This window comes from Desulfosporosinus fructosivorans, assembly GCF_004766045.1.
GTDB classification, from domain to species: Bacteria; Bacillota; Desulfitobacteriia; order Desulfitobacteriales; family Desulfitobacteriaceae; genus Desulfosporosinus; species Desulfosporosinus fructosivorans.
Map to the genome: position 1 here is coordinate 62,867 of NZ_SPQQ01000011.1, position 21,905 is coordinate 84,771.

Here is a 21,905-nt window from a genome sequence, read left to right on the forward strand (position 1 = left end):
TATAATTATCATGAGGAGCGAATTTTAATGTCAATACTACAACATAGTAGTGATAAAAAATATACTTATGCTGATTACCTTACCTGGGTTGAAGACGAAAAACGATGGGAAATATTTAATGGAGTGCCGTATATGCAATCTGCTCCAACTTGGCAGCATCAAGCAATATCAAGCGAACTGATGTTGCAATTTGGTGAGTACTTACGGAATAAGCCATGTAGAATTTTTTCGTCACCGTTTGATTTAAGGATACCTGAAGCAGGAGAATCAGACGAAGAAACAACGTTTGTATGTCAGCCTGATCTTTTAGTCATTTGTGATCAAGCTGGTTTAAAAGGTACAGGGTATTATGGAACGCCTACCCTAATTATCGAAATATCATCGCCTTCAACAGTCAGGAAAGATAAGTTATTCAAGTTTAACAAATTTGAAAAGGCCGGGGTTAAAGAATATTGGATAATCGAACCAGACGGTAATATCGTGAGCGTGTTTACTTTGCAGGACAATAAGCGATATGGAAGGCCTGATGTATATTCAGATGAAGACAAAATAAGTGTGAGTACCTTACCAGACTTGATCATTGATCTTAATCTAGTTTTTGCTAATCTGTAATTGGACTCTGAAGATTAAATAATATTTCATTGTAGAAGCCGGTTGCTTTTTGCAATTGGCTTCTTGATGCCAGGGATGTGTTATAATATGGGAAAAGGAGGCGTCTATATGTCACCTACTCCAAAAGAGTTATCAGCCTCTTACAGCTATGCTGACTATTTGACTTGGCCTGAAGACGAACGCTGGGAGCTGATTGACGGAGTTCCCTTAAATATGACTCCCGCCCCTACGCCAAAACATCAAGAAATTTTAGGAGAAGTGTTTCGTATATTGGCAAACTGGCTCAAAGGAAATAGATGTAAAGTCTATATGGCCCCGTTTGATGTTCGACTAGCCGGGCCCGAGACACTTGATTCGGCGATTGATAAAGTTGTTCAACCAGATATTTCGGCGGTGTGTGATCCGCAGAAAATTGATGATCGTGGATGTTTGGGAGCACCGGACATGATCGTTGAAATACTATCACCGTCAACGTTTAAAAAAGACCTAGGGATAAAGCTTACCCTTTATGAAAGTTCCGGGGTTAAAGAATATTGGGTCGTCTACCCCCTGGATGAAACAGTCATGGTATTTATTCTTCAAAACGGTCAGGATGGAAAACCTACGGTCTACTCAGTACCCGATGAGATTCCAGTAGAATTATTCAATGATCTCACGATACCCCTGGAATCCGTTTTTCGATGATTCTCAGATGAATTCTAGATAACTAAAAGCATAGTTGATTCGCTCAGGGGCATCATGAAACGCGATGCTCCTTTTGTCTACACAGAATATTAGAGACTGGAGCAAAATATTATTGATGCACTAAAGCAGGAGAATATCTTAGCACTGCCTTTTTACGTTGCTTATTTACTTTCTAATTTAAAAATAGTCCTAAGTAGCCAAAGGAAACCAAAGAACAAATGGTATAATGGAGTTTAAGGGGAGCGAAAAATGGGTTATAAAATATTACTATTTGATCTAGATGACACATTGCTAGATTTCGGTGCTATCGAAATTGATTCGTTAAACAAATTATTTCATCAACATGGCTATAGCTTTTCGGATGAGCTGTTTCGAGTATACAATTCCGTCAACAAACAACTGTGGACTGATTATGAAAATGGAACTATTGCATTGGATGACGTATTAAACTCAAGGTTTTCAGGAACCTTGTTAAAATTGGGCAAAACTGTGGATGGTATTGAATGGGAAAATCAATATCGAGAACTTTTGGGAAATGGGCATCAACTGATAGACGGAGCCTTGGAATTGTGTCAGAGCTTATCTGTGTCGCATAGACTGTTTGTCATCACAAATGGAATAACAAAAACTCAGATCAAGCGATTGAAACAGGCAGGATTATATGGATTTTTTGAAGACATATTTGATTCTCAAAGCATTGGATTCCAAAAGCTGTCGAAAGAATTTTTTGATTATGTGATAGATCATATAAAGGATTTTAAAATCAGGGAAGCGCTTATTATCGGGGACTCCTTAAATACTGATATAAAAGGCGGCCTTCTATCAGGAATTGATACTTGTTGGATCAATAGAAAATCGGAAAAAAACTCTGCGGAAATTCAAAGCACCTATACGATCACAAGTTTAGCGGAATTATGTGACATTTGCGACCTTGGGCGTAATGCGTAGTGATTCACTATTCGCTATGATGCAGATACGACATAACAAAGACCGATCATGACGTGATCGGTCTTTGTTATGTCGTATGCCAAACAGTACGCAGGGTTTAATCTGAAAAGGATCCTTTTGGGAACGGCCTTGATATTTAACCGCTGGTGAATGTATATGTATATACGCAAAAATAAATTTCAATTGACCAACATATTAGTATCTGGTAATATAACTAATATATTAGTAGATACTAATGCGTTGAGGGGGAGCTATTATGGATTATTTAGATGTCAAAGTTAAATTCATAAAGGGATTTGGGGATAGAACCCGTCTTCAAATACTTGAAGCTATTAAAGACCAAGAAAAAACCGTACAACAGATCGTTGATCAAATCAATGGGAACCAGTCGAATGTTTCACAACACTTGGCCTGTTTAAAAGGATGCGGAATCGTAACATCACGTCAAGATGGAAAATTCATGTATTATTCGCTACGTGATGAACAGGTTAGAAGCCTTCTTAATATTTTTGACGCAGTTTTAGGCGATGTTGAACAGCAAGTCGCCACTTGTGACAAAAATGAAGTATGTCTTTGTGGAAAGGGTGATTTAAAATGTCTAACCAACCGAAAAAAGATCTCGCTTTAGAAGCTGATACCGGTTCTTATAGCATACATAATACTAAGAATATGTTTCCGATACTCTTGGAAACGGTTGTCCCCAAGACTTCAAACTGCAGTTACTGCGACCCAATTGAAGAATCCAACTGCCACGATAAAAAGGCTGATCTAGTGCAATTCCCTGTTTCCTCCACGAAGAAACAAGCAGGTATTCCACTTACCATGATTAAATCACCTAGCAGTGGATGTTGTAGTGATTCGTGCGGTGCCGAGGAGGACAGAGAACTTGAAATCAAGGATGCGATTGCTGGGAACATCTTAGAGTTTCGAGTTGAAGGAATGGATTGTCCGGTCTGTGCCCAGACTCTTGAGAAAAGTTTAATTAAGATGCTTGGTATAAATGATGCCAAGGTGAACTATAGTACTTCAAAAATGCAAGTTGTGGTGGAAAATGAGGCACTCCTAGAAAGCATTCAAAAACACGCCCAGAAACTCGGATTCAAGGCCACACCGATTACCCAAACTAAGAAAAAGGGTCAAACTTTCAATATCGAAGGAATGGATTGTGGAATTTGTGCACAAACCCTAGAAAAATATCTGAAAACCTTACCGACAGTAAGAGAAGTAAGTGTTAATTTTTCAACTGGTAAGATGCAGATTGTCCATGCTATGACGATAGAAGAAGTAATGAAAGCCGTGTCTAAATCAGGCTTTAAGGCTAGCTTGGTATCGAGTAGTAGAAAACAAAATACGAATAGTCCGGTTCCAGCTACTAAGAAATTCAACGTATCTTCAAACTCAATGTCTGGTATTCTCTTAGTTTTAGGATATTTCGGCACCATAGCCCACATTCCAGAGTTAATTTCTATACTGCTCTATGCTGCATCAGTCCTAATCGGCGGCTATAAACCTGCCAAAAGTGCCTATTACGCTGTTAAAAGCAAATCATTAGACATGAACGTACTTATGACAACTGCAGCAATCGGAGCAGCAATGATTGGTCAATGGTTGGAAGCAGCAACGGTTGTTTGGCTCTTTTCTCTGGGTATATACCTGCAAACTAAGACGCTTGACAAAACAAGAGACTCCATTCGTAGTTTAATGAGCTTGACGCCACCTGAAGCTTGGTTAAAAATAGGCCAAGATTTAGTCCGTACTTCAGTGGACGATATCTCTGTAGGCGATACCATAGTTATTAAGCCGGGTGAAAAAATTCCCTTGGATGGAGAAATTGTCTCTGGAACCTCAAGTATTAATCAAGCTACGATTACTGGCGAGTCCATTCCCGTCGATAAAAATGAAGGTGACACAGTGTATGCCGGAACAATCAACGAGAACGGTTCCCTAGAAGTAAAGGTGACTAAACTAATTGAAGATACGACCATCGCCAAAATCATTCAACTAGTTGAAGAAGCTCAAGCGAAAAAGGCAGTAACACAAACTATAGTTGACCGCTTTGCCAAGATATACACGCCCATCGTCTTTGCTTTAGCAATGCTTACCATGATCGTTCCACCAATGTTAGGTCTAGGAACTTGGAGTGATTGGTTTTATAAAGGCTTAGAGTTACTGGTTATCGCTTGCCCCTGTGCCTTGGTAATCTCAACGCCTGTAGCAATTGTATCAGCCATTGGCAATGCAGCAAAAAATGGAGTCTTGATTAAAGGCGGAACTTTCTTAGAAGTTGCCGGCACTATCAAGGCAATTGCTTTTGACAAAACAGGTACCCTCACCGCTGGTAAACCAAAAGTCGCGAAAATCATTACGCTTAATGGTTCTGAGCAAGAGATTATAAGTGTTACCAGAACTATTGAAGAACACTCTCAGCACCCGATCGCCTTAGCTATTATGAACTACGCTAAAGCTAATAATATTTCTAGCCAGAAAGCAGACTCCTTTAAGGCGCTCCCAGGTAAAGGAGCACAGGCTTCCATAGAGGGAATAGAATATTTTGCGGGTAAACCGGGCCTATTCCGTGAATTGGGATTGTTCATAGACCTTGAAGTACAAAACCGTATTGAAACTTCACAAAATGAAGGCAATACCATCGTTATGGTTGGAACTAAAACTAAACTTATAGGGATTATTCTAGTAGCAGATTATGTCCGCGAAGTAACAGTTACAGCTCTGAAAAAACTCAAAGAGGTCGGCATTGAACAGATTGTTATGCTAACCGGAGATAATGAAGGAACCGCGCGAAAAGTGGCGTCAGAAACAGGTGTCGATCGATATTTCTCCGAGTTGCTACCTGAAGATAAGGTGAACACAGTGAAACAACTACAGCAAGACTACAACGTCGTGGCAATGGTTGGTGATGGCATTAACGATGCCCCTGCCTTGGCTACCGCCAATTTAGGAATTGCCATGGGAGGAGCAGGAACGGACACAGCCATGGAAACTGCCGATATTGTTCTCATGGCAGATAATCTGGAAAAGCTTCCTCACACCATCAAGCTAAGTCGACGAGCTCTAAGAATCATTAAACAAAATATTTGGTTTGCCATCCTTGTAAAGTTAGTCGCTTTGGTGCTGATCTTCCCAGGTTGGCTTACCTTATGGATGGCTGTAATGAGTGATACGGGAGCAGCTTTGATCGTTATATTAAACAGTATGCGATTAATGCGTATGAAAGTGTAAAGAGTATTATAACAAAAATGTTCCTGCTGCAGATCTACCCTCGGATTGGGGAGCGTAATCGCAAACTTTTTCCTATAGATCACGTCGATCACCGGATACTGCGCCAGACCGAATAAGGCATGTGCTGCATCAAAAACAGCTTGTTATGTGGCGCCAGCTTGTCCCAAATACGACAACGTTTTCGTATTTGGGACAAGTCGTTTATAGGAGGGTGTCACGCTCAACTACACCTGAATAAGCGGTTTCCATAGCATCGGTCCCCAAATACAAGGAGTCGTAATCAATTATACAGTCACGCAGCGCTAATCAAGTGAACTAATAAGTTCACACGAAAATGGTTTTACATTCCCCATTGTGCCGCCAGTCATGATGGTTTATAAGTTGGTGTCAGACACCAGGTTCCTCTTGGTGTCGTAGTTTCCTTTGTCCGGGATGCAGTGTTGGGGGTAAGAAGAAATGAATATGGCAAGGGTGAAGCAATATGCGATTTTCAATACACTCAGGCCGTGGTCTGGGTGGAAGCGTAAGGATGAAGTGGGTAAGCATACTTGATTAGGGGGTCTGAATTTACTACTATATATGTATAGGGAGGATATATGTTATTGCGGCGGTGTTTATCATCGTTAGTTCCGCAATGCTGTACTCCAGCGCCAAAGTTAAAAAGGAAAACATTATTGATGCACTCAAGCAGGAGAATATCTAGGCCCTGTAGATTTAGGCTATTGAGTCTTCATGTCTTTACCTTATCATCTCTATGTTTTGATGGGGGAGTTTGACGAGTTTGGGATGCTTGTTATTTTGCTGAGAATTGAACTATCGGAATGACAAACATAAATGTCCGCGATTGATGCTAGGTTAAAAACTAACACCTTATCCCGAATTCGAGATAAGGTGTTAGTTTTTTTTGCTTAGTCCTGCTCGGTTAGAACCAGAGGTCTATCCTTAGTAATAGCAATGGTATGCTCGTACTGAGCGGAAAGACTACCATCAGTCGTTCTGGCTGTCCATTTATTGGGGTCAATCTTAAGCTGATATGATCCCACATTAATCATGGGTTCAATCGTAAATACCATGCCCTCACGAAGCCTCTCCCCCCTATCGGGTCGACCATAATGTGGGACCTGCAAATCTTCATGCATGGTTTGCCCAATACCGTGCCCTGTAAAGTCTCGCACTACGGAGAATCCCTGGGCTTCTGCATGACTTTGTATGGCATGAGAAATATCTCCGATTCTATTACCGATGATCGAGGTTTCTATGCCAATGTAGAGACATTCCTTCGTAACCCTAAGTAGCTTTTCAGCTTCCTTAGATATTTCACCGACAGGGTAAGTCCAAGCGGAATCAGCGAGCCAGCCATTGAGATTAACAACCATATCAATTCCTACAATATCGCCGTTGTTCAGAGGGACTTTAGTTGGAAATCCATGACATATTTCATCGTTAATCGACGCACATGTTGCAAATTGATATCCTTTATACCCTTTTTGCTCAGCAGTCGCCCCATGCGACTGCATAAAATTCTCTGCGAATTTATCAATTTCCAAGGTTGTTACCCCGGGACGAATCAGAGAACGAAGCTCTCGATGGATAGCAGTTAGAATCTTACCGGCTTCAGCCATAAGTTCGATTTCCTGTTCAGTTTTGATAATAACCAATTCAGATTTCCCCCTCAAATTTCACCTACTAGTATGCTCAGCTATTATAAGATGAGACTACTTATCTCAATTTTCCATGCGTGACTCAATGGTTGAGGCGATGTATCTCATGATTGCATTTGCAACACTTGTTGTTTTGATCATAAAGAAGAAATAACCGCCCCTGGCAAGGATTGCGGTTATTTCCTATAACTCTAATGCGGGCTAACCGTTCGGTTAGACAATCTGCTGGGCTGGCGTGCTTGCAACACGTCAGTCCTTTTCTTATATTATACCCATAGATGTAAAATATGCAACCAACTCACATAAGGCTGGAGGAAGATAAAAAAAGATACAGGCAGTATTTTTTTTTGACTGCTTTTCTTACGTAAGGCAATGGATTGGTTCATCATTCATCGTTCCATATACGCCGGAGCTTACATCTAGAAAGGGAAATTAACATGAACATGATATCTCTGCCCTTAGGTGTTTTCTTGATGATTTTCTGGTCTGAAGTGACCCATATAAACCCCGAATACACGCACTTGATTTGGCAGAACTTCAATAACTTTATGCTTGCTATTTCCAGACAGTAACTTTATTAGTGGTGATCCTTCCGACCATTTTATACGCTTCAGGGTTCCCTCTGTATCATTGTTGATGAGTGCGGCCACGATTTGACCATTATAATCTGCCCACTGCGCATAACGCATGAAGACTATATCGCCAGACTCGATACCAGCACCGATCATGCTGTCATATTTCACCCTCAAGGCATAGTCTGGTTGACGACTATCTTGGAATGGATAATGGATATAGCCCTCAACATTCTGCTCAGCCAGTAATCCTTCACCAGCACAGATTCTGTCTATAAGGGGGATAGACTTATATGACTGAGTTTTCTTAAATGATGAATTTATGTCAGACTTTAAGACATTTAATGAGTCGGCAATCTTTTGTAGATTACCAGGGGGAATTAATGTTTTTCCATTCACGTAGTCTGATATTGTGCTTGTTGGTAATTCAGTTTTATTGCTTAGATCGGTTTGACTAACACCTTTAAGATGTAGGATCCGTTTGAGGTTGCCAGAAATGTCCGCGATCATGCCAAGCTCAACCTCGGTATACTTACTGCGTGCCACATAATTCCCTCCAAAGTCAAAAAATATTCTATTCCGAGTATATCCGATTTTATGAATAATTTATAGTAGGTTAGATTAAAATATCTGTTGACTATCCGATTAAATCGGAATAATATTAAGACAACAAGTTAAACTAGAGGTTCAGGATTACATGGCGATTAACAAGGGTGTATAGAGGGCACCCAAGGAAAACTTAAAATTATCAGGTTTTTACTATAGTAATGCCGCTTTATATTATTTTGATTTGCAGTTTTAAGTTAGTTGAGGAGTTATTATTCTTCCGGATGATCGCTAAATTAATCCACCCCTTATGGACGAATTTATTTTCCGGAAAAATGACTAACGGTATTATAACCGTATATATTGTAATAGAACTAAATATTGCGTTTTGCGGGTAAGCAACCAATTTCTCTCTGAAGGGAGGAACTGGGGCTCATGAAAACATATGAGACGATGATGATTGCGATCGGATCCTGTTCATTACTAGTAAGTTTACTAGTGTTAATTGTGGAGGTGATAAAAGCAATTAGTAGATAATCTATTTTTCTTGACAGGTAAAAAGTAGCCAGCGCCAAACCGAGCTACTTCTCACCAACCGGTAAGGTTGCCTTGCCCGCACAGATAAGGATATTTCCTTATCTTTTTTTTTGCTTGCAATATCAAAATTATGTCGTCTGTTCCATTGGTATTACAAAATCAAAATAATAATAGTAATGAGGTTCAATTCCCATGACCCGTGGGAAATCCTTTATAAGGCGAAATTCCTGTTATTACACATTAGACGGCTACTGTACCGATCGTCCAAGAAATTAGGTTGTGGTTGACAATATTTTGACGATTTCGACAATAGAGCTGGTATATGCTGGAATTGTCCAAATGAATCGCACAATTTGGGACTAAAGTCCTAGTGGTACGAGCGGAGGTTTGAAATTATGCAATTTACCATGCGCGCTGTTAGGGTTTCCTGCGGGTATGCGGAAGATGAGGTTGCCAGATATTGTGGAGTATCAACTGAGACGATAAATGAATTGGAGATTGATTCTGGTCAGATAGATTATAATTTATTATCGAAACTTATTAATCTTTATGGAGTTCCCCTAGATATTATCTACCTAGGGTCTGAAACTGACAGCCATCAAAAGCACAGAAATGACCCAAGGGTAACATTTTAGTAACGTAATCATTGCGAATAGGTCAAATGAGCATTTTCGCTCGCCACATTGAAGTATCCGACGTATGGGTCCCATATCAAGACGACACTACAGAAAAGGAGGGGAATACTATGGTTAACTTAAGCCTAGATCGATTGGGGGGAAGTGGATAGCTACTTATTTAGCTCAGGAGTTTTAAATAAAATGATTGAGGTGAAGAAAGATGAGTCATAACTATTCAAATGAATTTAACAATAATGAAGTAAAATTAATTCCTTATGAAGTATTATCGATTGCTGCCGAGTTTACTTTTACTGAAATACCTGCCGGTGTGAAACTTGTTAACGCCCCAACAGCATGGGATAAGAGTGAAAAGGGTAAGGACATTGTAGTTGCTGTATTAGATACAGGATGCCAAACCGATCATGTAGATTTAAAAGATCGTATTATTGGTGGACGCAATTTTACTACAGATTATAACAGTGATCCTAATAATTTTTCTGATAATGTGGGGCATGGTACTCATGTAGCAGGTACAATTGCGGCATCAGAAAACAATATAGGTGTTTTAGGAGTAGCACCATTAGCCAAGCTACTTATTGTAAAAGTGCTTGCCGGTAATGGATCGGGGGCATATGAGTGGATTATAAATGGAATTAATTATGCGGTAAACTGGAGAGGTCCTAGTGGAGAAAAAGCACGAGTAATCTCAATGTCTTTAGGAGGACCTCAAGATGTTCCAGAACTACACCAGGCTGTAAAAAACGCAGTGAATAACGGTATATTAGTCGTTTGTGCAGCTGGTAATGGTGGAGATTGTAGCCCCCAAACAGATGAGTTGGATTATCCAGGCGCATATCAAGAAGTTGTAGAAGTTGGTGCAGTTGATTTAAATAAAAAAATAGCTTGTTTTAGTAATTCGAATAAAAATGTAGATTTGGTTGCGCCAGGAGATGGAATTTTGTCCACTTATATAGGTGGAGGATATGCAACATTAAGAGGGACTTCAATGGCAACTCCACATGTTTCGGGAGGATCTGCATTAATTATTAAACAATGTGAAAAAGAATTCGAAAGAACATTATCGGAAAATGAAATTTATGCTCAATTAATGAAGAGAACTAATGCTCTTGGTAATCCAAAATGCTTGGAAGGTAATGGCTTGTTAGATTTAGCAAAAGACTAAAACTAAGCCATCCTCCTCCAAAAAATTGTCTAGTTTATCAGAAATTGATTCATCGAAGCTAAGATTCCTGTATCGTGCCCTGCGTTGGCACCTAACAATATTCAATCCGAAAACAGACGCCCAAGCTAAGAAGACAAAGAAAAGGCCAGGATTATTTAATCCTGGCCAAGTTCACAAAAGGCAATATTATGCCGTAGTGCAGTCAGCTTTATTCCAGATTCAGACGTTTACTTAAAATATAATTTGCTATCGCGAAGTAAGCTGCGCATAAAAGGGCGGTAAAAATAATTCCAGAAGCAAGCATCAGTTGAATTGCCGGCTGCATGCTAATCAAATCATTGACAGAAGAGATATGGATATTGGAGGAATAGGTGGTTCCAGGGATCATATTGAAGAGTTTCAAAAGGATTTGAGAAAGAGCACTGAGGGCAATAAAGGCTCCAAAAGAGGCCAACATTTTATGCTGGTTAAACAGGTGCCCTATGGCTATCGAGGCATAGATGATCAAAATACCTGAAGCTAAGGTTACTAAGAGGACTATAATAATCTCGAAAAAGAGAAGGTATAGTGAAGCCCCTAATAGTTCAAACGCTTGGCGATAGGAATTTGAAAAGGCCTCAGTGAATGTAGTAAGGTCTCCATTTTTAAGAGCGATAACTAGGATTGACATCAAGGCGGCGATCCCACTGATCACAATCCACAGCATAGAAACGAAAAGCTTACTGACAATGTGTTTCCAGGGCTTGACGGGCAGCGTCAGCATCAAATAGCCCTCATCGGAAAGCAGATTTTTGTTAAAACGTTGAATCATCATAATAAAGGTCATGACGAGAATTCCTACCAAAATAACGATATAGATGGCCATGCTGATCATTGCAGGAGTATCAAAATCCTCTGGACCAAGAGTGAACCGATTGATTACTGCGAACAGCAACAAAGCGAGGAATAGCGGTAAAAATATTCTCCCAGTGGCTTTTAGTTCGTACTTTAAAAGCTTGCTTAACATTTGAACACCTCCCTGAATAAAACATCGACAGATTTACCCTTTGCATCCCGGATATCATCGACAGACGAGGTCATAACCACTTGACCTTGATTGATAAAAACCACATAATCCAAGATATTCTCTATATCTGAAATAAGGTGGGTCGAGATAATCACCGTGGCATTTTCATTGTAATTGCTAAGAATGGTTTGAAGAATGTAATCCCTTGCTGCCGGGTCCACTCCGCCTATAGGCTCATCCAAAAGATAAAGCTCCGCTTCGCGGCTCATAACAAGAATCAACTGAACTTTTTCCTTCGTTCCTTTGGACATGGTTTTCAGTCTGTCATTGGGGTTGATCTTGAGGCTTTTAAGCATGTCGTAAGCCTTCTCCGGTTTAAAATCAGTATAGAAATCGGAGAAAAGCTCAATGATTTGGTGGACGCGCATCCAATCATTCAAATATGTCTTTTCCGGAAGGTAGGATACGATTTTTTTGGTTTCGACGCCTGGTTTCTTATCTCCAATGAGAATAGTTCCACTGGTGGGGGTCAAGAGTTCATTGGCAAGCTTCAGGATGGTGCTTTTTCCGCTACCGTTCGGTCCCAGAAGCCCTACGATTTGGCCGCGTTCTATTTTTAGATTAACAGCAGATACGGCTACTTTGCTTCCAAATTTTTTAGTCAGGCCGTTGCATTCTAAAATAGTGCTCATTTCTTCATCCCCTTTACCATGGTATCAATAATGGTCAAGATTTCCGTTTGTTCAAAGCCCATCAACTGCATTTTTTCTAGGAATTCTGAGATTTGCGCCTGAGCCAATTTGGTTTTTGCTATTTCAACCATTCGTGCATCCTCCGTAATCGACCGCCCGCTTGTGCGGTGTGTAATAATGAGGCCATCTTCCTCCAGTTTTACCAGAGCCCTCTGCATAGTATTAGGATTTACCGCCGCCTCTTGAGCCATATCTCGTACCGATGGCAGTTTGGATCCTAGGGGATAAACACCGGAAAATATCATCAGCTCAATATGTTCTATCAGCTGGGTGTAAATAGGTCTGTCAGATTTTAATTCCCATGGCATTTGTATCACCCCTTGTATCATTGTATTAATCACTTAATACAATGATACACCCTTTCGAGATTTTGTCAACTTTGAACTTCAGGAGAGTTGTTTGAGTCAAGATAGCATTACATTAAGTTAATGTGGTAAAATTTAACTATAATTTCTTAGAAATGATAAGCAGGTGATAGAAATGTTTGAGCAAACTAATCAAATAGCTCAGTTGGAAGACATCATGATACGTAACAAGTTGTTTGAGAAATTCTGCTTGAGTAGAATAGGCGTATTTGGAAAAGTAAACGCAAAATAACACCTTTATATTACATCCTTTTTTCATTTTCGGTTATCCTACTTAGAGGTCATAAGTTCATTCTAAGGAGGGTTTTAAATTATGGGTAACAACAATGACAAAGACACTGGAAATGGGCCAGGAAAAGGACAAAATAAAGGGGCCGGACCACGAAAAGGAAAAACGAAAGAAAAAGGGTAAGAACAAGAGAAGCAAGGGTGAGTCTTTATTAGATACAATACCTAATGGTAACTGTATCTAATAAAGACTATATTTTTGAAACAAACAAATGCACCCACGGTCTACTGTGTAGAAGATAAATTGAATATGAGTTAGCCGTCTTTTGTCGCTGTGGTAACACATCGCAATTGTTGGGACAAGGGCCATCTTAAAGTAGGTTCACGCTGTAGTTGGTTTTCCAAACCCTCGTTGTAATTGCATGTTGTAGGCTACAAAACACTATATTTTACCAGTTGACAAACATCTCCCTACAAGTGTAGTCTATGCTTAGATTACACTTGTAGGGAGATGTTGTTTTAATGTCTGACTTAAGCTGCCGAATTTCAGATGCAGAATGGCTCGTAATGAAAGCTCTTTGGCAGGAATCACCCTTGACCGCTTCTTTAGTTATTGGGCATTTAAAACCTGACACCGACTGGAGCCCTAAAACAATTCAAACGTTGATTGCCCGCTTAGTTAAAAAGGGAGCTTTAGGTGTGAACAAAGAAGGTAGTTTAAATCAATACTATCCCTTAGTGTCGCAAGATGAATGTATGCGCACAGAAACAAATTCTTTTCTGCAAAAGGTGTATGGCGGTTCACTCCACCTACTACTGGCAAACTTTGTTAAGGACGATAACTTATCACCGAAAGATATTCAAGAGCTGAGAAAGCTGCTTGATAGAAAATGAAGTAGTGAAAGGGTGAGAAAACATGAATTTGACTGAACTCTTTTACTACGTTGTTTCTTTATCGTTGCTGGGAAGCATATTGGCTATAGGTCTACTTATTATCAAGAAATTATTTAGGCATAAGCTTAGTGCTAATTGGCATTACTACATTTGGTTCGCACTTATTATAAGGCTACTTATCCCCTTTACACCGCCCGCTCCGTTCAGTGTATTTAATCTCATCCCACATTACCAGCCGGGGATTCAATTACCCCAAACAATGCCAAGTGAAACAGGTTCAACGACTGCGCTTCAACAGGATAATAGTGTAAATATTACACCAGAAACGTTGTCTGGGCCAACAAATATTCAGTCCCCGCTAGTTGCGTCCGCAAAAGCATGGTTTAATTGGCAAACTTCTGCCCTCGCTTGGTTGATAGGAGTTAGCGCAATTTTTTGCTATATCCTGCTTATCAATTTATGGCTGCTGTATAAAATCAAGAAACTTCCAGTGTGCGACTCAGAGGATATCTTGAGAATTTTACAAGAATGTCAATCGAATCTAAAAGTCCGTTCCGAAGTTGCCATTGTCTATGATGATTCGCTCAAATCGCCTGCACTTTTCGGATTATTTCATCCCAAAATTATTATTTCTCCAGAGATAGTCAAAAGGTTATCATCTGAAGAACTAAGCTATATTTTCTTGCATGAACTTAGCCATCTAAAACGTTGGGATCTTTTGGTAAATGGTCTGGTGCTGGCAATCCAAGTTGTTTATTGGTTTAACCCACTCGTTTGGTTAGCCTTATCCCAAATGAAGCAGGATTGTGAAATAGCCTGTGATGCGACAGCTCTAGCTGCCTTAAAACCAGAAGACCATCAGAAATACGGTCAGACAATTATTAGTCTCTTAGAACTACTTTCGGAACCTCATTGGGTTCCGGGTACTCTTGGTTTTGTCAGTAAGTTTCACGCGAGGAGGATAGTTATGATCTCTAAGAATAAGCAAACAACGGTAAAATGGGCGGTAGCAGCTCTAGCCTTAACCCTGGTAGTCGGGTGTTCCAGTTTAACAAACCCCATCAACCCACCCGCTGGGCAAACTCAAAATGACCCCCTAACAAACAGTCAGCAAACGGATACAGTAACTCCAAACTCACCTTCATCATCAACTGAGGCAAACTCAATTGTCTACCAAAATACCCAATATGGATTTAACTTTACCTTACCGGAGACCTGGAAAGGCTATTCCATTGTAAATAGTAATTGGGAGGGCCTTGCCCTGAAAGGGCAACAGAGTGGTCAAACAGTGGTTGAAACTGGCCCGATAATTTCTATCCGAGACCCTAAGTGGACAGCTCAAACCCCACGGCAGGATATTCCCATCATGGTATTTACGCTTGACCAATGGAATTCACTTCAGCAGGAAGTATTCCATATCGGGGCAGCGCCTATCGGGCCAAGCGAATTGGGTCGTAACAACAGTTATGTGTTGGCACTGCCTGCGCGTTATAACTTTGCCTTCCCGGCGGGGTACAAAGACGTGGAAACGATTTTAGAGAGCAAACCTCTTCAGACAACTCAGACGACGCAACAACACCCTGATTCCACGGAATCGCTGTTATTTAATATGATGGTGTTAGGTCAACAAGGTAAAGTAATTAACAGCGACTTTGCAGCGAAAATAACGACAATAGAAGACGTCGAAAAAGTCTGGGGCAAGGCAGATAAAACAGATTACGTCGCAGCTGGTAAAGGTCGCTATGCCACCTATACCAGCCATAATGTTGTGCTTGGCATAAACAAGGGAGAACAACTATTTGAAGTTCGGTCCTTCGATAGTCGCTTAAAGGGCGTAACCCTTGCCCAAGCAAAAGAAGTGTTGGGAACTCCGCCCTACGATGTTAAAGCTAATGGGCAGGAAATCATCGGCTATACGGCAGGCTCAGAATTCAAAGTCGAAATGATCTTCCCTCAACCGACGAAGGATAGCCCTAATCCAGTGATGGATCACTATAATGTTCTTTATCCTCAAGGAACTGTTAATAGTATGGCAGATGACCCAGGTAGGCAATGGTAAGATCACACTAGGTCCAGTGCCAGCGGCAGCAATGAGTATCTGAAATTCGAAGAAAAGGCATACCCCTGACACATGAATATTGTCAGGAGTATGCCTTTTCTTTACTGAGATATGTTCAAAGTGGTAAGCAGGCTTATCGTTAAGCTCCGCTTCAAGAGCTGCAGATACGACCGCCGTTCCGCTGAATACTTACCTTTGGTGGATGCTGGGTATAAGGTGATAGGCGACAACAAGTGGGAAATTATTTGCAAATATTTGGTCATCAATGAAAATGTCATAAAATCGCATTTTTATTTAGTATAATTCTAGCTATCCCAATTAAACATCATCTTACTGTAATTCAAATATTTGCTTGAAAAGTATAATTTAAGGAGGGATGATGCAACATATTACGAACGATCACGATATTTGTCATAATATCATGGCTTCTGCACAAAGTTGCTTAAGTAGCACTGTTACAGTGACGAAAGATAATCAAATTGCGGGGACTCAATTATGGTGAGAAAATCTGTACGAAGAAAGATAATGAATAAAGACGGTGAAAGGAGCATTTAGATGAGCGTATTAAATAAACTATCCCCTAAAGAGGTTTTTGCTTTTTTTGAGGAATTATCCAGTATCCCCAGAACTTCAGGAAATGAAAAACAGGTAAGTGACTACTTGGTGGACTTTGCAAAAAAACGGGATCTGGAGGTCTTCCAGGATGAAGCGCTGAACGTGATTATTAAAAAGGGTGGAACTAAGGGTTATGAGGAATCAGAACCTGTGATTATCCAGGGACATATGGACATGGTAGGTGAAAAAATAAGTGGTAGCAAACATGATTTTTTAAAGGATCCAATAAAATTAAGAATTGATGATGATTTTATTTATGCAACAGATACCACTTTAGGCGCAGACGACGGTATAGCCGTGGCGTATGGATTGGCAATCCTGAATGCGTTGGAGTTGAAACATCCTCCCATTGAGCTTCTAATCACTACCAACGAAGAAACAGGTATGAACGGAGCAAGTACTTTAACTGCAGAACACTTATCAGGAAAGACCATGCTGAATATCGACGCAGAAGAAGAAGGCATATTCCTTGTGAGCTGCGCTGGAGGTCTGACTTCTTATGTAACCTTCAAACCTGATTATGAAGACCTGTCCGGAATGGTTATGGAAGTTTCTGTAACGGAATTAAAGGGTGGACATTCAGGAATGGAAATTATCAAGCAAAGAGGAAACGCGATCAAGCTTTTAGGACGAGTTCTGAACAGACTTAACGAGCAAATCGAGATAAGACTTGTTACCTTAAGGGGCGGAGCAAAACACAATGCAATTGCGAGAGAAGCCTATGCAACAATCGCCTTCACTAAGGAAAATGCTGCTCAGGCCTCTGAAATAATAAAGGCTATGGATTCTATCTTTAAAGATGAAAATAGAGTTGAAGACCCTAAGGTAAAGGTGGAAATTAAAAAAGCTTCAGGAGATAAGATGATGGTACATAAGAGCAGCAACAACATCATCAACTATATTTTGACCGTTCCCGATGGAATCCAGAGAATGAGCAGCGATATAGCGGGTCTTGTTGAGAGCAGCTTGAACCTGGGAGTCTTGGAAGATAAGGGTGGAAAGATAGAATTCACACATGCCGTAAGAAGTTCAGTCAAAAGCCACAAGGCAGAAATAGCAGAAATCATATCTGCTTTGGGAGATCTTACAGGAGCCATAGTCAATAATACCGGTGATTATCCTGAGTGGCAGTATGAAGAGGGCTCCAAAATAAGAAAGACAGCGATGTATTCCTACAAGGCTCTTTTCCAGAAAGAACCGGAAATCAGTGCTATTCATGCAGGCCTTGAGTGTGGCCTACTTAAGAAAATACTTCCGGATACAGATATGATCAGCTTTGGCCCGAACCTCTTCGATGTGCATACTCCAGAAGAACATATGAGTATCTCCTCCGCCGCCAGAACCTATCAATTCTTGACGACATTGCTTGAAAACTTGAAATAAGTTCGAAAAAGGAGATTGTAATCCATGAGTACAACAATTAATGAAAAACTCTCCAGCAGTGCGTATGGAGGAATAAAAGGAGATGAATACATTCCTTTTGTCCCAACCAGTGAAGTAATGCCTGAAACAACAGGTTATTCCTTCATAATAGGTATACTGTTCGCCTGCATGTTTGCCGCAGCAAACACTTATCTGGGACTTAAAGTAGGCATGACTATTTCGGCAGGTATACCTGGTGCCATCCTTGGTATAGGATTATTAAAGGGTGCCTTTAAAAGGAATAGCATACTTGAAGCCAATTTTGTAGCATCACTTTCAGCCATGGGAGAATCCATAGCAGGCGGTATCATATTCGTACTTCCAGCCCTTATTCTCTTAGGATTTGGACTGTCTATCATCCAGGTTGCCATTGTCACTGTGGTTGGTGGAATAATGGGCGTGTTCTTTATAACCCCTCTTCGACGATTCCTAATCGTCGAAGAACACGGAGAGCTAGTATTTCCTGAAGCCATGGCAGCTGCTGAAGTGCTTGTGGCAGGTAGTGCTGGCGGAAGTGGATTCAAAACTGTTGTAACAGGAATTGGTGCCGGTGGAATTTACAAGTTTATATCAGGCGGACTGGGATTTTGGCCAGAGACAGCCTCTTACACCTTCACAAGGTACCAAGGAACACAGATTGGGGTTGACGCCCTGGCTTCGCTGCTTGGTGTTGGTTTTATCATAGGCACAAAGTCCTCAGCGCTGATGTTCGGTGGTGGTGTGATTGCCTGGTTTGCCATGATACCCATGATCAGCTTCATAGGCGCAGGGCTTGCAGCACCAATATTTCCGGGCACTATTCCCATTTCCGAAATGTCAGCCAGCAATATCTGGTCAAACTACATCCGATACATCGGTACCGGTGCCGTTGCAACGGGTGGAATTATCTCACTTGTAACCTCTCTTCCTGCAATCGTCTCAAGCTTCAAGCAGTCTCTGGCAGGTATTGGAGGAAAAAATGGCGGCAAAGTTGACAGAATGAATCTTGAGGCTCCGTTGTTATGGGTCGTTGGAGCTGCTGCCTTTGGATTCCTCGCAACCTGGTTAATACCAGTCATAGGAGGAGGACTCCTCGGTGGTGTATCCGCGCTGATATTCTCATTCTTCTTCGCAGTTGTGTCTGCCAGAATGGTTGGTATCATCGGAGCTTCAAGTAATCCGGTTTCAGGTATGACCATAGCAACTTTATTAGTGGTCACCTCCTTGCTTAAAATTACAGGAGTAGTAGGCGATGAGGGCATCAAAACAGCACTACTTATCGCAGGCGTTGTCTGTGTTGCAATTGCAGTTGCCGGTGGTACTGCCCAGAGCTTAAAGACCACGTTCATAATAGGCGGGACTCCTAAGAAAGTTCAGATAGGAATGTTTATAGCATTATCTGTAGCTTCAGTAGTAGCAGGAGGAGTAGTGCTTCTGCTAGACAAGGCCTACGGTATCGGAACACCACTGGTTGCTGCCCCACAAGCATCTTTAATGAAACTTATTGTTGAAGGTATTATGACGGCACAGCTACCTTGGACTCTGGTTTTAGTTGGAGCTGCCATTGCAATATTCTGTGCCTTGGCAAGTATCCCGATCCTTCCAGTCGCACTTGGTATTTATCTTCCAATTTCACTTAGCTCACCTGTATTAATCGGCGGAATCATTAGAAAGATCGTTGAGGCTAAATTCAAAGAAAACGAAGAACGGAAAGCAGGTTCAGTTGAAAGGGGTATACTCCTGGCATCAGGACTTGTGGCAGGTGATGCCCTCATCGGGATATTAATTGCAGCGTTTGCCGTACTCGAAGTGAACATAGGGATTGGAGCCACATTGTTTCCAGCACTTGCAAAAAGCAACTTATTCTCCTTCATCATGTTTATGGCCCTGGGAACTTGGGTATATATCTTTGCTATCAAGAAAAATAAGGGTGTGGAATAAGTATGCGTGAACACTCTGCAAAGGATAAATACAATTTTGCCTTATATGTTCCAGTCATCAAGTATATGAACTGGGAGAATATCGATGGTAGAGTCAAATTGTATTTTTCTGTAAAAGACCCTGTCCGAAGATTTGCAGGCTGGTTAGTCAAAAAATCTCCTGCCAATGACTTGACGTTTGATGAATTGTCCTCTAGGACATGGTTATTGGTGGATGGGAAAAGAACAATATTCGAAATTTCTAAATTAGTTAATATGGATAGTAAAGACACAATGGAAGAATCCTTAAGAAGAGTGATAACCTTCTTCAGATATATTGCCAAGAAAGGCTGGATTACTTTTAAAGAAGCTAACCAGGAACCCAATGAAACCTCGGCTTAAATGAATCAAAACCTTGAAAGCATAGCACGAAATTGCCCAAAAAACCGGTGCCGACTTCTCGATTGAAATGGCACGATCCGTTCGAGCCGCTCTGGAAAATTGGCGTGGAAAACATGTAGCGGAAAACATTGAGTAGAAGTTTCGGATTATCTGCTGTAATTTAGAAAAAATTAATTAACACCCCAAGCTTCTTTTACAGAGCTTGGGGTGTTTTAAGTAAAAAAATAAAAGAAGTTAAAAGTTCCTCGAGTACTTTAACTAACCGTACCGTTTAATTGGATAAATTCAACATTAAAGGTCTTTACTTATTATAAATCATATTATTTCACTTGTTTTAATGAAATTTACTGTGAATAATAACCATATTCCTATATGAATTACTAAAAATGGTTTAATGTACAAATTGACCGCCGTATTTAGCTCATGCTATTATTGCGGAGGAATAGGAAATGCTTATAACCTTAATTATTTATTGAATTATTGAGGTGAACTATGAAAAGAGTTGTTTTTTTCTTAACATTAGTTTTAATCATGCTAAGTTCGATTGTGGCCGGGACGCTGGCTATGTATACTGTCTCCGTTGACAACTTGGCTGAAGGCAGTGTAGTTGCCAAAGAGTTCATCTTTCTTGGGGAAGGTACGGATACCTTTCAGCAGGGACTGAAAATAGCGCCGTCTGAGACAACTCAGTGGCAGTTCAAGGTCAAAAACTATGAAAACAATATCGTATCCGAAACAGATATGTACTACAAACTTACCTTTAATGTGCAAGCTGTGTCAGGTAAAAAGGCAATAGAACCATTAAAAGTCACCGTCAAGGACTCGAACGGCAATGCGCTTAACAGTGTAACCGGAGTGGGAACCTTTGCTGTGGTGGGATCATTTCCTCTTGCGGTTAATGGCCAGGAGCAGAATTACTTGGTGGAGATATCCTGGCCGGATGACGGAACCTCCGACGTTAAGTATGCTGGCGGCAATTACGGAACGATGATTAATGTGGATGCTGTTGCTTCCCAAATTCCTTTCAGTGTTGTTGATCCGGGAGACCCTTCCCAGGGGAAACAGGTCGACGTGCGTTATGAGACAACAACCCCGTGGCAGAACGGACAAAGCGGTATATATCAGTATAATTATAAGGTCACCATTACCAATAATTCCTCTGAACCTATCAACAATTGGAGCATTGGCTTTTTCCTTCCCACAGACAAGTTGACCGACGTCTGGAGTAATGCTAAGCTGGTGTCCAATTCGCCACCAGGATACTACAAATTCCTCAATCCTGGTTATAACAACCAGGCCACAGATAATATATTGCCTGGACAAAGCGTATCCTTTGGCGGTCCGGCATTGGGCATGGGCACTGAGGCGATTCAAACTATCAGTGTAGGCGGAAGCAATATAAGCGATACCACCAATGTAGATTTAACCTGTCAATTTGGCAAGGCATCCCTGAACTAAAAGGACTCTGAGCTGGATTATATGGATGAGATGAGGAGGGGGGATATGAGGAAAAAGATTCTCTTGCTTCTTGCCTTAAGCGCTATACTATTTGTTTCATTAACCGTGGGCACTCTTTCTAACTATACGAGCGTTTCCAGTTTCGGTACCAGCATTTACCCCGATTTGCACAAGCTAAAGAACTGATAAACCGGAATTTATTAATAATC

The 21,905-nt window shown here is 40.8% G+C and carries 20 protein-coding genes; 15 read left to right on the top strand and 5 right to left on the bottom strand.

Features of this window, described 5'->3' with window-relative positions:
* Positions 1-27: 27 nt before the first annotated feature.
* The 5 genes from E4K67_RS23570 to E4K67_RS23590 all read left to right on the top strand — a co-directional run bounded on the left by E4K67_RS23570 (position 28) and on the right by E4K67_RS23590 (position 5,481).
* Positions 28-612, top strand: coding sequence for a Uma2 family endonuclease (locus E4K67_RS23570; RefSeq protein WP_135551244.1), 585 nt, complete (start codon positions 28-30; stop codon positions 610-612).
* A gap of 108 nt (positions 613-720) precedes the next feature.
* Positions 721-1,296, top strand: coding sequence for a Uma2 family endonuclease (locus tag E4K67_RS23575; protein ID WP_135551246.1), 576 nt, complete (start codon positions 721-723; stop codon positions 1,294-1,296).
* 249 nt (positions 1,297-1,545) lie between these two features.
* Entirely contained in the window at positions 1,546-2,244 is a 699-nt protein-coding gene (locus tag E4K67_RS23580) for a YjjG family noncanonical pyrimidine nucleotidase (RefSeq protein WP_135551247.1), read from the top strand.
* 256 nt (positions 2,245-2,500) lie between these two features.
* On the top strand, positions 2,501-2,872 hold the full coding sequence (locus E4K67_RS23585; RefSeq protein ID WP_135551249.1) for an ArsR/SmtB family transcription factor: 372 nt from the start codon (positions 2,501-2,503) through the stop codon (positions 2,870-2,872).
* Entirely contained in the window at positions 2,839-5,481 is a 2,643-nt protein-coding gene (locus E4K67_RS23590; RefSeq protein ID WP_199242636.1) for a heavy metal translocating P-type ATPase, read from the top strand. The genes E4K67_RS23585 and E4K67_RS23590 overlap by 34 nt, the downstream gene beginning before the upstream one ends.
* A gap of 908 nt (positions 5,482-6,389) precedes the next feature.
* On the opposite strand, the gene map is transcribed toward E4K67_RS23590, so the two are convergent.
* Both map and E4K67_RS23600 read right to left on the bottom strand, forming a co-directional pair.
* Complete coding sequence (gene map, locus E4K67_RS23595) at positions 6,390-7,139, bottom strand: type I methionyl aminopeptidase (protein WP_135551251.1); 750 nt, start codon at positions 7,137-7,139, stop codon at positions 6,390-6,392.
* Positions 7,140-7,600: 461 nt separating this feature from the next.
* Positions 7,601-8,260 carry a LexA family protein gene (locus E4K67_RS23600; protein ID WP_199242637.1) on the bottom strand — a complete coding sequence of 220 codons (660 nt, stop codon included), beginning with the start codon at positions 8,258-8,260 and terminating at the stop codon, positions 7,601-7,603.
* Positions 8,261-8,695: 435 nt separating this feature from the next.
* Here E4K67_RS23600 and E4K67_RS30790 point away from each other — a divergent pair, with 435 nt between their 5' ends.
* The 3 genes from E4K67_RS30790 (at position 8,696) to E4K67_RS23610 (ending at position 10,597) form a co-directional block, all read left to right on the top strand.
* Positions 8,696-8,797 carry a putative holin-like toxin gene (locus tag E4K67_RS30790; RefSeq protein WP_243454596.1) on the top strand — a complete coding sequence of 34 codons (102 nt, stop codon included), beginning with the start codon at positions 8,696-8,698 and terminating at the stop codon, positions 8,795-8,797.
* Between the two features lie 395 nt (positions 8,798-9,192).
* A complete protein-coding gene (locus E4K67_RS23605; RefSeq protein ID WP_135551253.1) occupies positions 9,193-9,432 on the top strand; it encodes a helix-turn-helix domain-containing protein in 240 nt (79 codons plus the stop codon).
* A gap of 202 nt (positions 9,433-9,634) precedes the next feature.
* Positions 9,635-10,597 carry a S8 family peptidase gene (locus tag E4K67_RS23610; RefSeq protein WP_135551255.1) on the top strand — a complete coding sequence of 321 codons (963 nt, stop codon included), beginning with the start codon at positions 9,635-9,637 and terminating at the stop codon, positions 10,595-10,597.
* A 208-nt stretch (positions 10,598-10,805) separates the two neighbouring features.
* Here E4K67_RS23610 and E4K67_RS23615 read toward each other — a convergent pair whose 3' ends face one another.
* The 3 genes from E4K67_RS23615 to E4K67_RS23625 are packed head-to-tail and all read right to left on the bottom strand — an operon-like array spanning position 10,806 to position 12,663.
* On the bottom strand, positions 10,806-11,603 hold the full coding sequence (locus E4K67_RS23615; protein ID WP_135551257.1) for a hypothetical protein: 798 nt from the start codon (positions 11,601-11,603) through the stop codon (positions 10,806-10,808).
* On the bottom strand, positions 11,597-12,295 hold the full coding sequence (locus tag E4K67_RS23620; protein WP_135551259.1) for an ABC transporter ATP-binding protein: 699 nt from the start codon (positions 12,293-12,295) through the stop codon (positions 11,597-11,599). Before E4K67_RS23620 ends, E4K67_RS23615 begins: the two co-directional genes overlap by 7 nt.
* Positions 12,292-12,663: a GntR family transcriptional regulator gene (locus E4K67_RS23625; protein WP_135551261.1), complete on the bottom strand. Its 372-nt coding sequence runs from the start codon at positions 12,661-12,663 to the stop codon at positions 12,292-12,294. The genes E4K67_RS23620 and E4K67_RS23625 overlap by 4 nt, the downstream gene beginning before the upstream one ends.
* An 807-nt stretch (positions 12,664-13,470) precedes the next feature.
* On the opposite strand from E4K67_RS23625, the gene E4K67_RS23630 reads away from it, so the two are divergent.
* From E4K67_RS23630 to E4K67_RS30285, 7 genes are all read left to right on the top strand, one after another.
* On the top strand, positions 13,471-13,842 hold the full coding sequence (locus E4K67_RS23630; RefSeq protein ID WP_135551263.1) for a BlaI/MecI/CopY family transcriptional regulator: 372 nt from the start codon (positions 13,471-13,473) through the stop codon (positions 13,840-13,842).
* Between the two features lie 22 nt (positions 13,843-13,864).
* Positions 13,865-15,901 carry a M56 family metallopeptidase gene (locus tag E4K67_RS23635; protein ID WP_135551265.1) on the top strand — a complete coding sequence of 679 codons (2,037 nt, stop codon included), beginning with the start codon at positions 13,865-13,867 and terminating at the stop codon, positions 15,899-15,901.
* A gap of 555 nt (positions 15,902-16,456) precedes the next feature.
* Positions 16,457-17,899 carry an aminoacyl-histidine dipeptidase gene (locus tag E4K67_RS23640; protein WP_135551267.1) on the top strand — a complete coding sequence of 481 codons (1,443 nt, stop codon included), beginning with the start codon at positions 16,457-16,459 and terminating at the stop codon, positions 17,897-17,899.
* 24 nt (positions 17,900-17,923) lie between these two features.
* A complete protein-coding gene (locus tag E4K67_RS23645) occupies positions 17,924-19,858 on the top strand; it encodes an OPT family oligopeptide transporter (RefSeq protein WP_135551269.1) in 1,935 nt (644 codons plus the stop codon).
* A 2-nt stretch (positions 19,859-19,860) separates the two neighbouring features.
* A complete protein-coding gene (locus E4K67_RS23650) occupies positions 19,861-20,238 on the top strand; it encodes a PqqD family peptide modification chaperone (RefSeq protein WP_135551271.1) in 378 nt (125 codons plus the stop codon).
* Positions 20,239-20,730: 492 nt separating this feature from the next.
* Complete coding sequence (locus tag E4K67_RS23655; protein ID WP_135551273.1) at positions 20,731-21,696, top strand: cellulose binding domain-containing protein; 966 nt, start codon at positions 20,731-20,733, stop codon at positions 21,694-21,696.
* A gap of 45 nt (positions 21,697-21,741) precedes the next feature.
* Entirely contained in the window at positions 21,742-21,882 is a 141-nt protein-coding gene (locus tag E4K67_RS30285) for a hypothetical protein (RefSeq protein WP_199242638.1), read from the top strand.
* Positions 21,883-21,905 lie beyond the last annotated feature (23 nt).

Excerpts from the sequence above, each read along its gene's own strand:
- E4K67_RS23570 (WP_135551244.1), top strand. The coding sequence starts at position 28 with ATGTCAATACTACAACATAGTAGTGATAAAAAATATACTTATGCTGAT.
- E4K67_RS23575 (WP_135551246.1), top strand. The coding sequence starts at position 721 with ATGTCACCTACTCCAAAAGAGTTATCAGCCTCTTACAGCTATGCTGAC.
- E4K67_RS23580 (WP_135551247.1), top strand. The coding sequence starts at position 1,546 with ATGGGTTATAAAATATTACTATTTGATCTAGATGACACATTGCTAGAT.
- E4K67_RS23585 (WP_135551249.1), top strand. The coding sequence starts at position 2,501 with ATGGATTATTTAGATGTCAAAGTTAAATTCATAAAGGGATTTGGGGAT.
- E4K67_RS23590 (WP_199242636.1), top strand. The coding sequence starts at position 2,839 with ATGTCTAACCAACCGAAAAAAGATCTCGCTTTAGAAGCTGATACCGGT.
- E4K67_RS30790 (WP_243454596.1), top strand. The coding sequence starts at position 8,696 with ATGAAAACATATGAGACGATGATGATTGCGATCGGATCCTGTTCATTA.
- E4K67_RS23605 (WP_135551253.1), top strand. The coding sequence starts at position 9,193 with ATGCAATTTACCATGCGCGCTGTTAGGGTTTCCTGCGGGTATGCGGAA.
- E4K67_RS23610 (WP_135551255.1), top strand. The coding sequence starts at position 9,635 with ATGAGTCATAACTATTCAAATGAATTTAACAATAATGAAGTAAAATTA.
- E4K67_RS23615 (WP_135551257.1), bottom strand. The coding sequence starts at position 11,603 with ATGTTAAGCAAGCTTTTAAAGTACGAACTAAAAGCCACTGGGAGAATA.
- E4K67_RS23620 (WP_135551259.1), bottom strand. The coding sequence starts at position 12,295 with ATGAGCACTATTTTAGAATGCAACGGCCTGACTAAAAAATTTGGAAGC.
- E4K67_RS23625 (WP_135551261.1), bottom strand. The coding sequence starts at position 12,663 with ATGCCATGGGAATTAAAATCTGACAGACCTATTTACACCCAGCTGATA.
- E4K67_RS23630 (WP_135551263.1), top strand. The coding sequence starts at position 13,471 with ATGTCTGACTTAAGCTGCCGAATTTCAGATGCAGAATGGCTCGTAATG.
- E4K67_RS23635 (WP_135551265.1), top strand. The coding sequence starts at position 13,865 with ATGAATTTGACTGAACTCTTTTACTACGTTGTTTCTTTATCGTTGCTG.
- E4K67_RS23640 (WP_135551267.1), top strand. The coding sequence starts at position 16,457 with ATGAGCGTATTAAATAAACTATCCCCTAAAGAGGTTTTTGCTTTTTTT.
- E4K67_RS23645 (WP_135551269.1), top strand. The coding sequence starts at position 17,924 with ATGAGTACAACAATTAATGAAAAACTCTCCAGCAGTGCGTATGGAGGA.
- E4K67_RS23650 (WP_135551271.1), top strand. The coding sequence starts at position 19,861 with ATGCGTGAACACTCTGCAAAGGATAAATACAATTTTGCCTTATATGTT.
- E4K67_RS23655 (WP_135551273.1), top strand. The coding sequence starts at position 20,731 with ATGAAAAGAGTTGTTTTTTTCTTAACATTAGTTTTAATCATGCTAAGT.
- E4K67_RS30285 (WP_199242638.1), top strand. The coding sequence starts at position 21,742 with ATGAGGAAAAAGATTCTCTTGCTTCTTGCCTTAAGCGCTATACTATTT.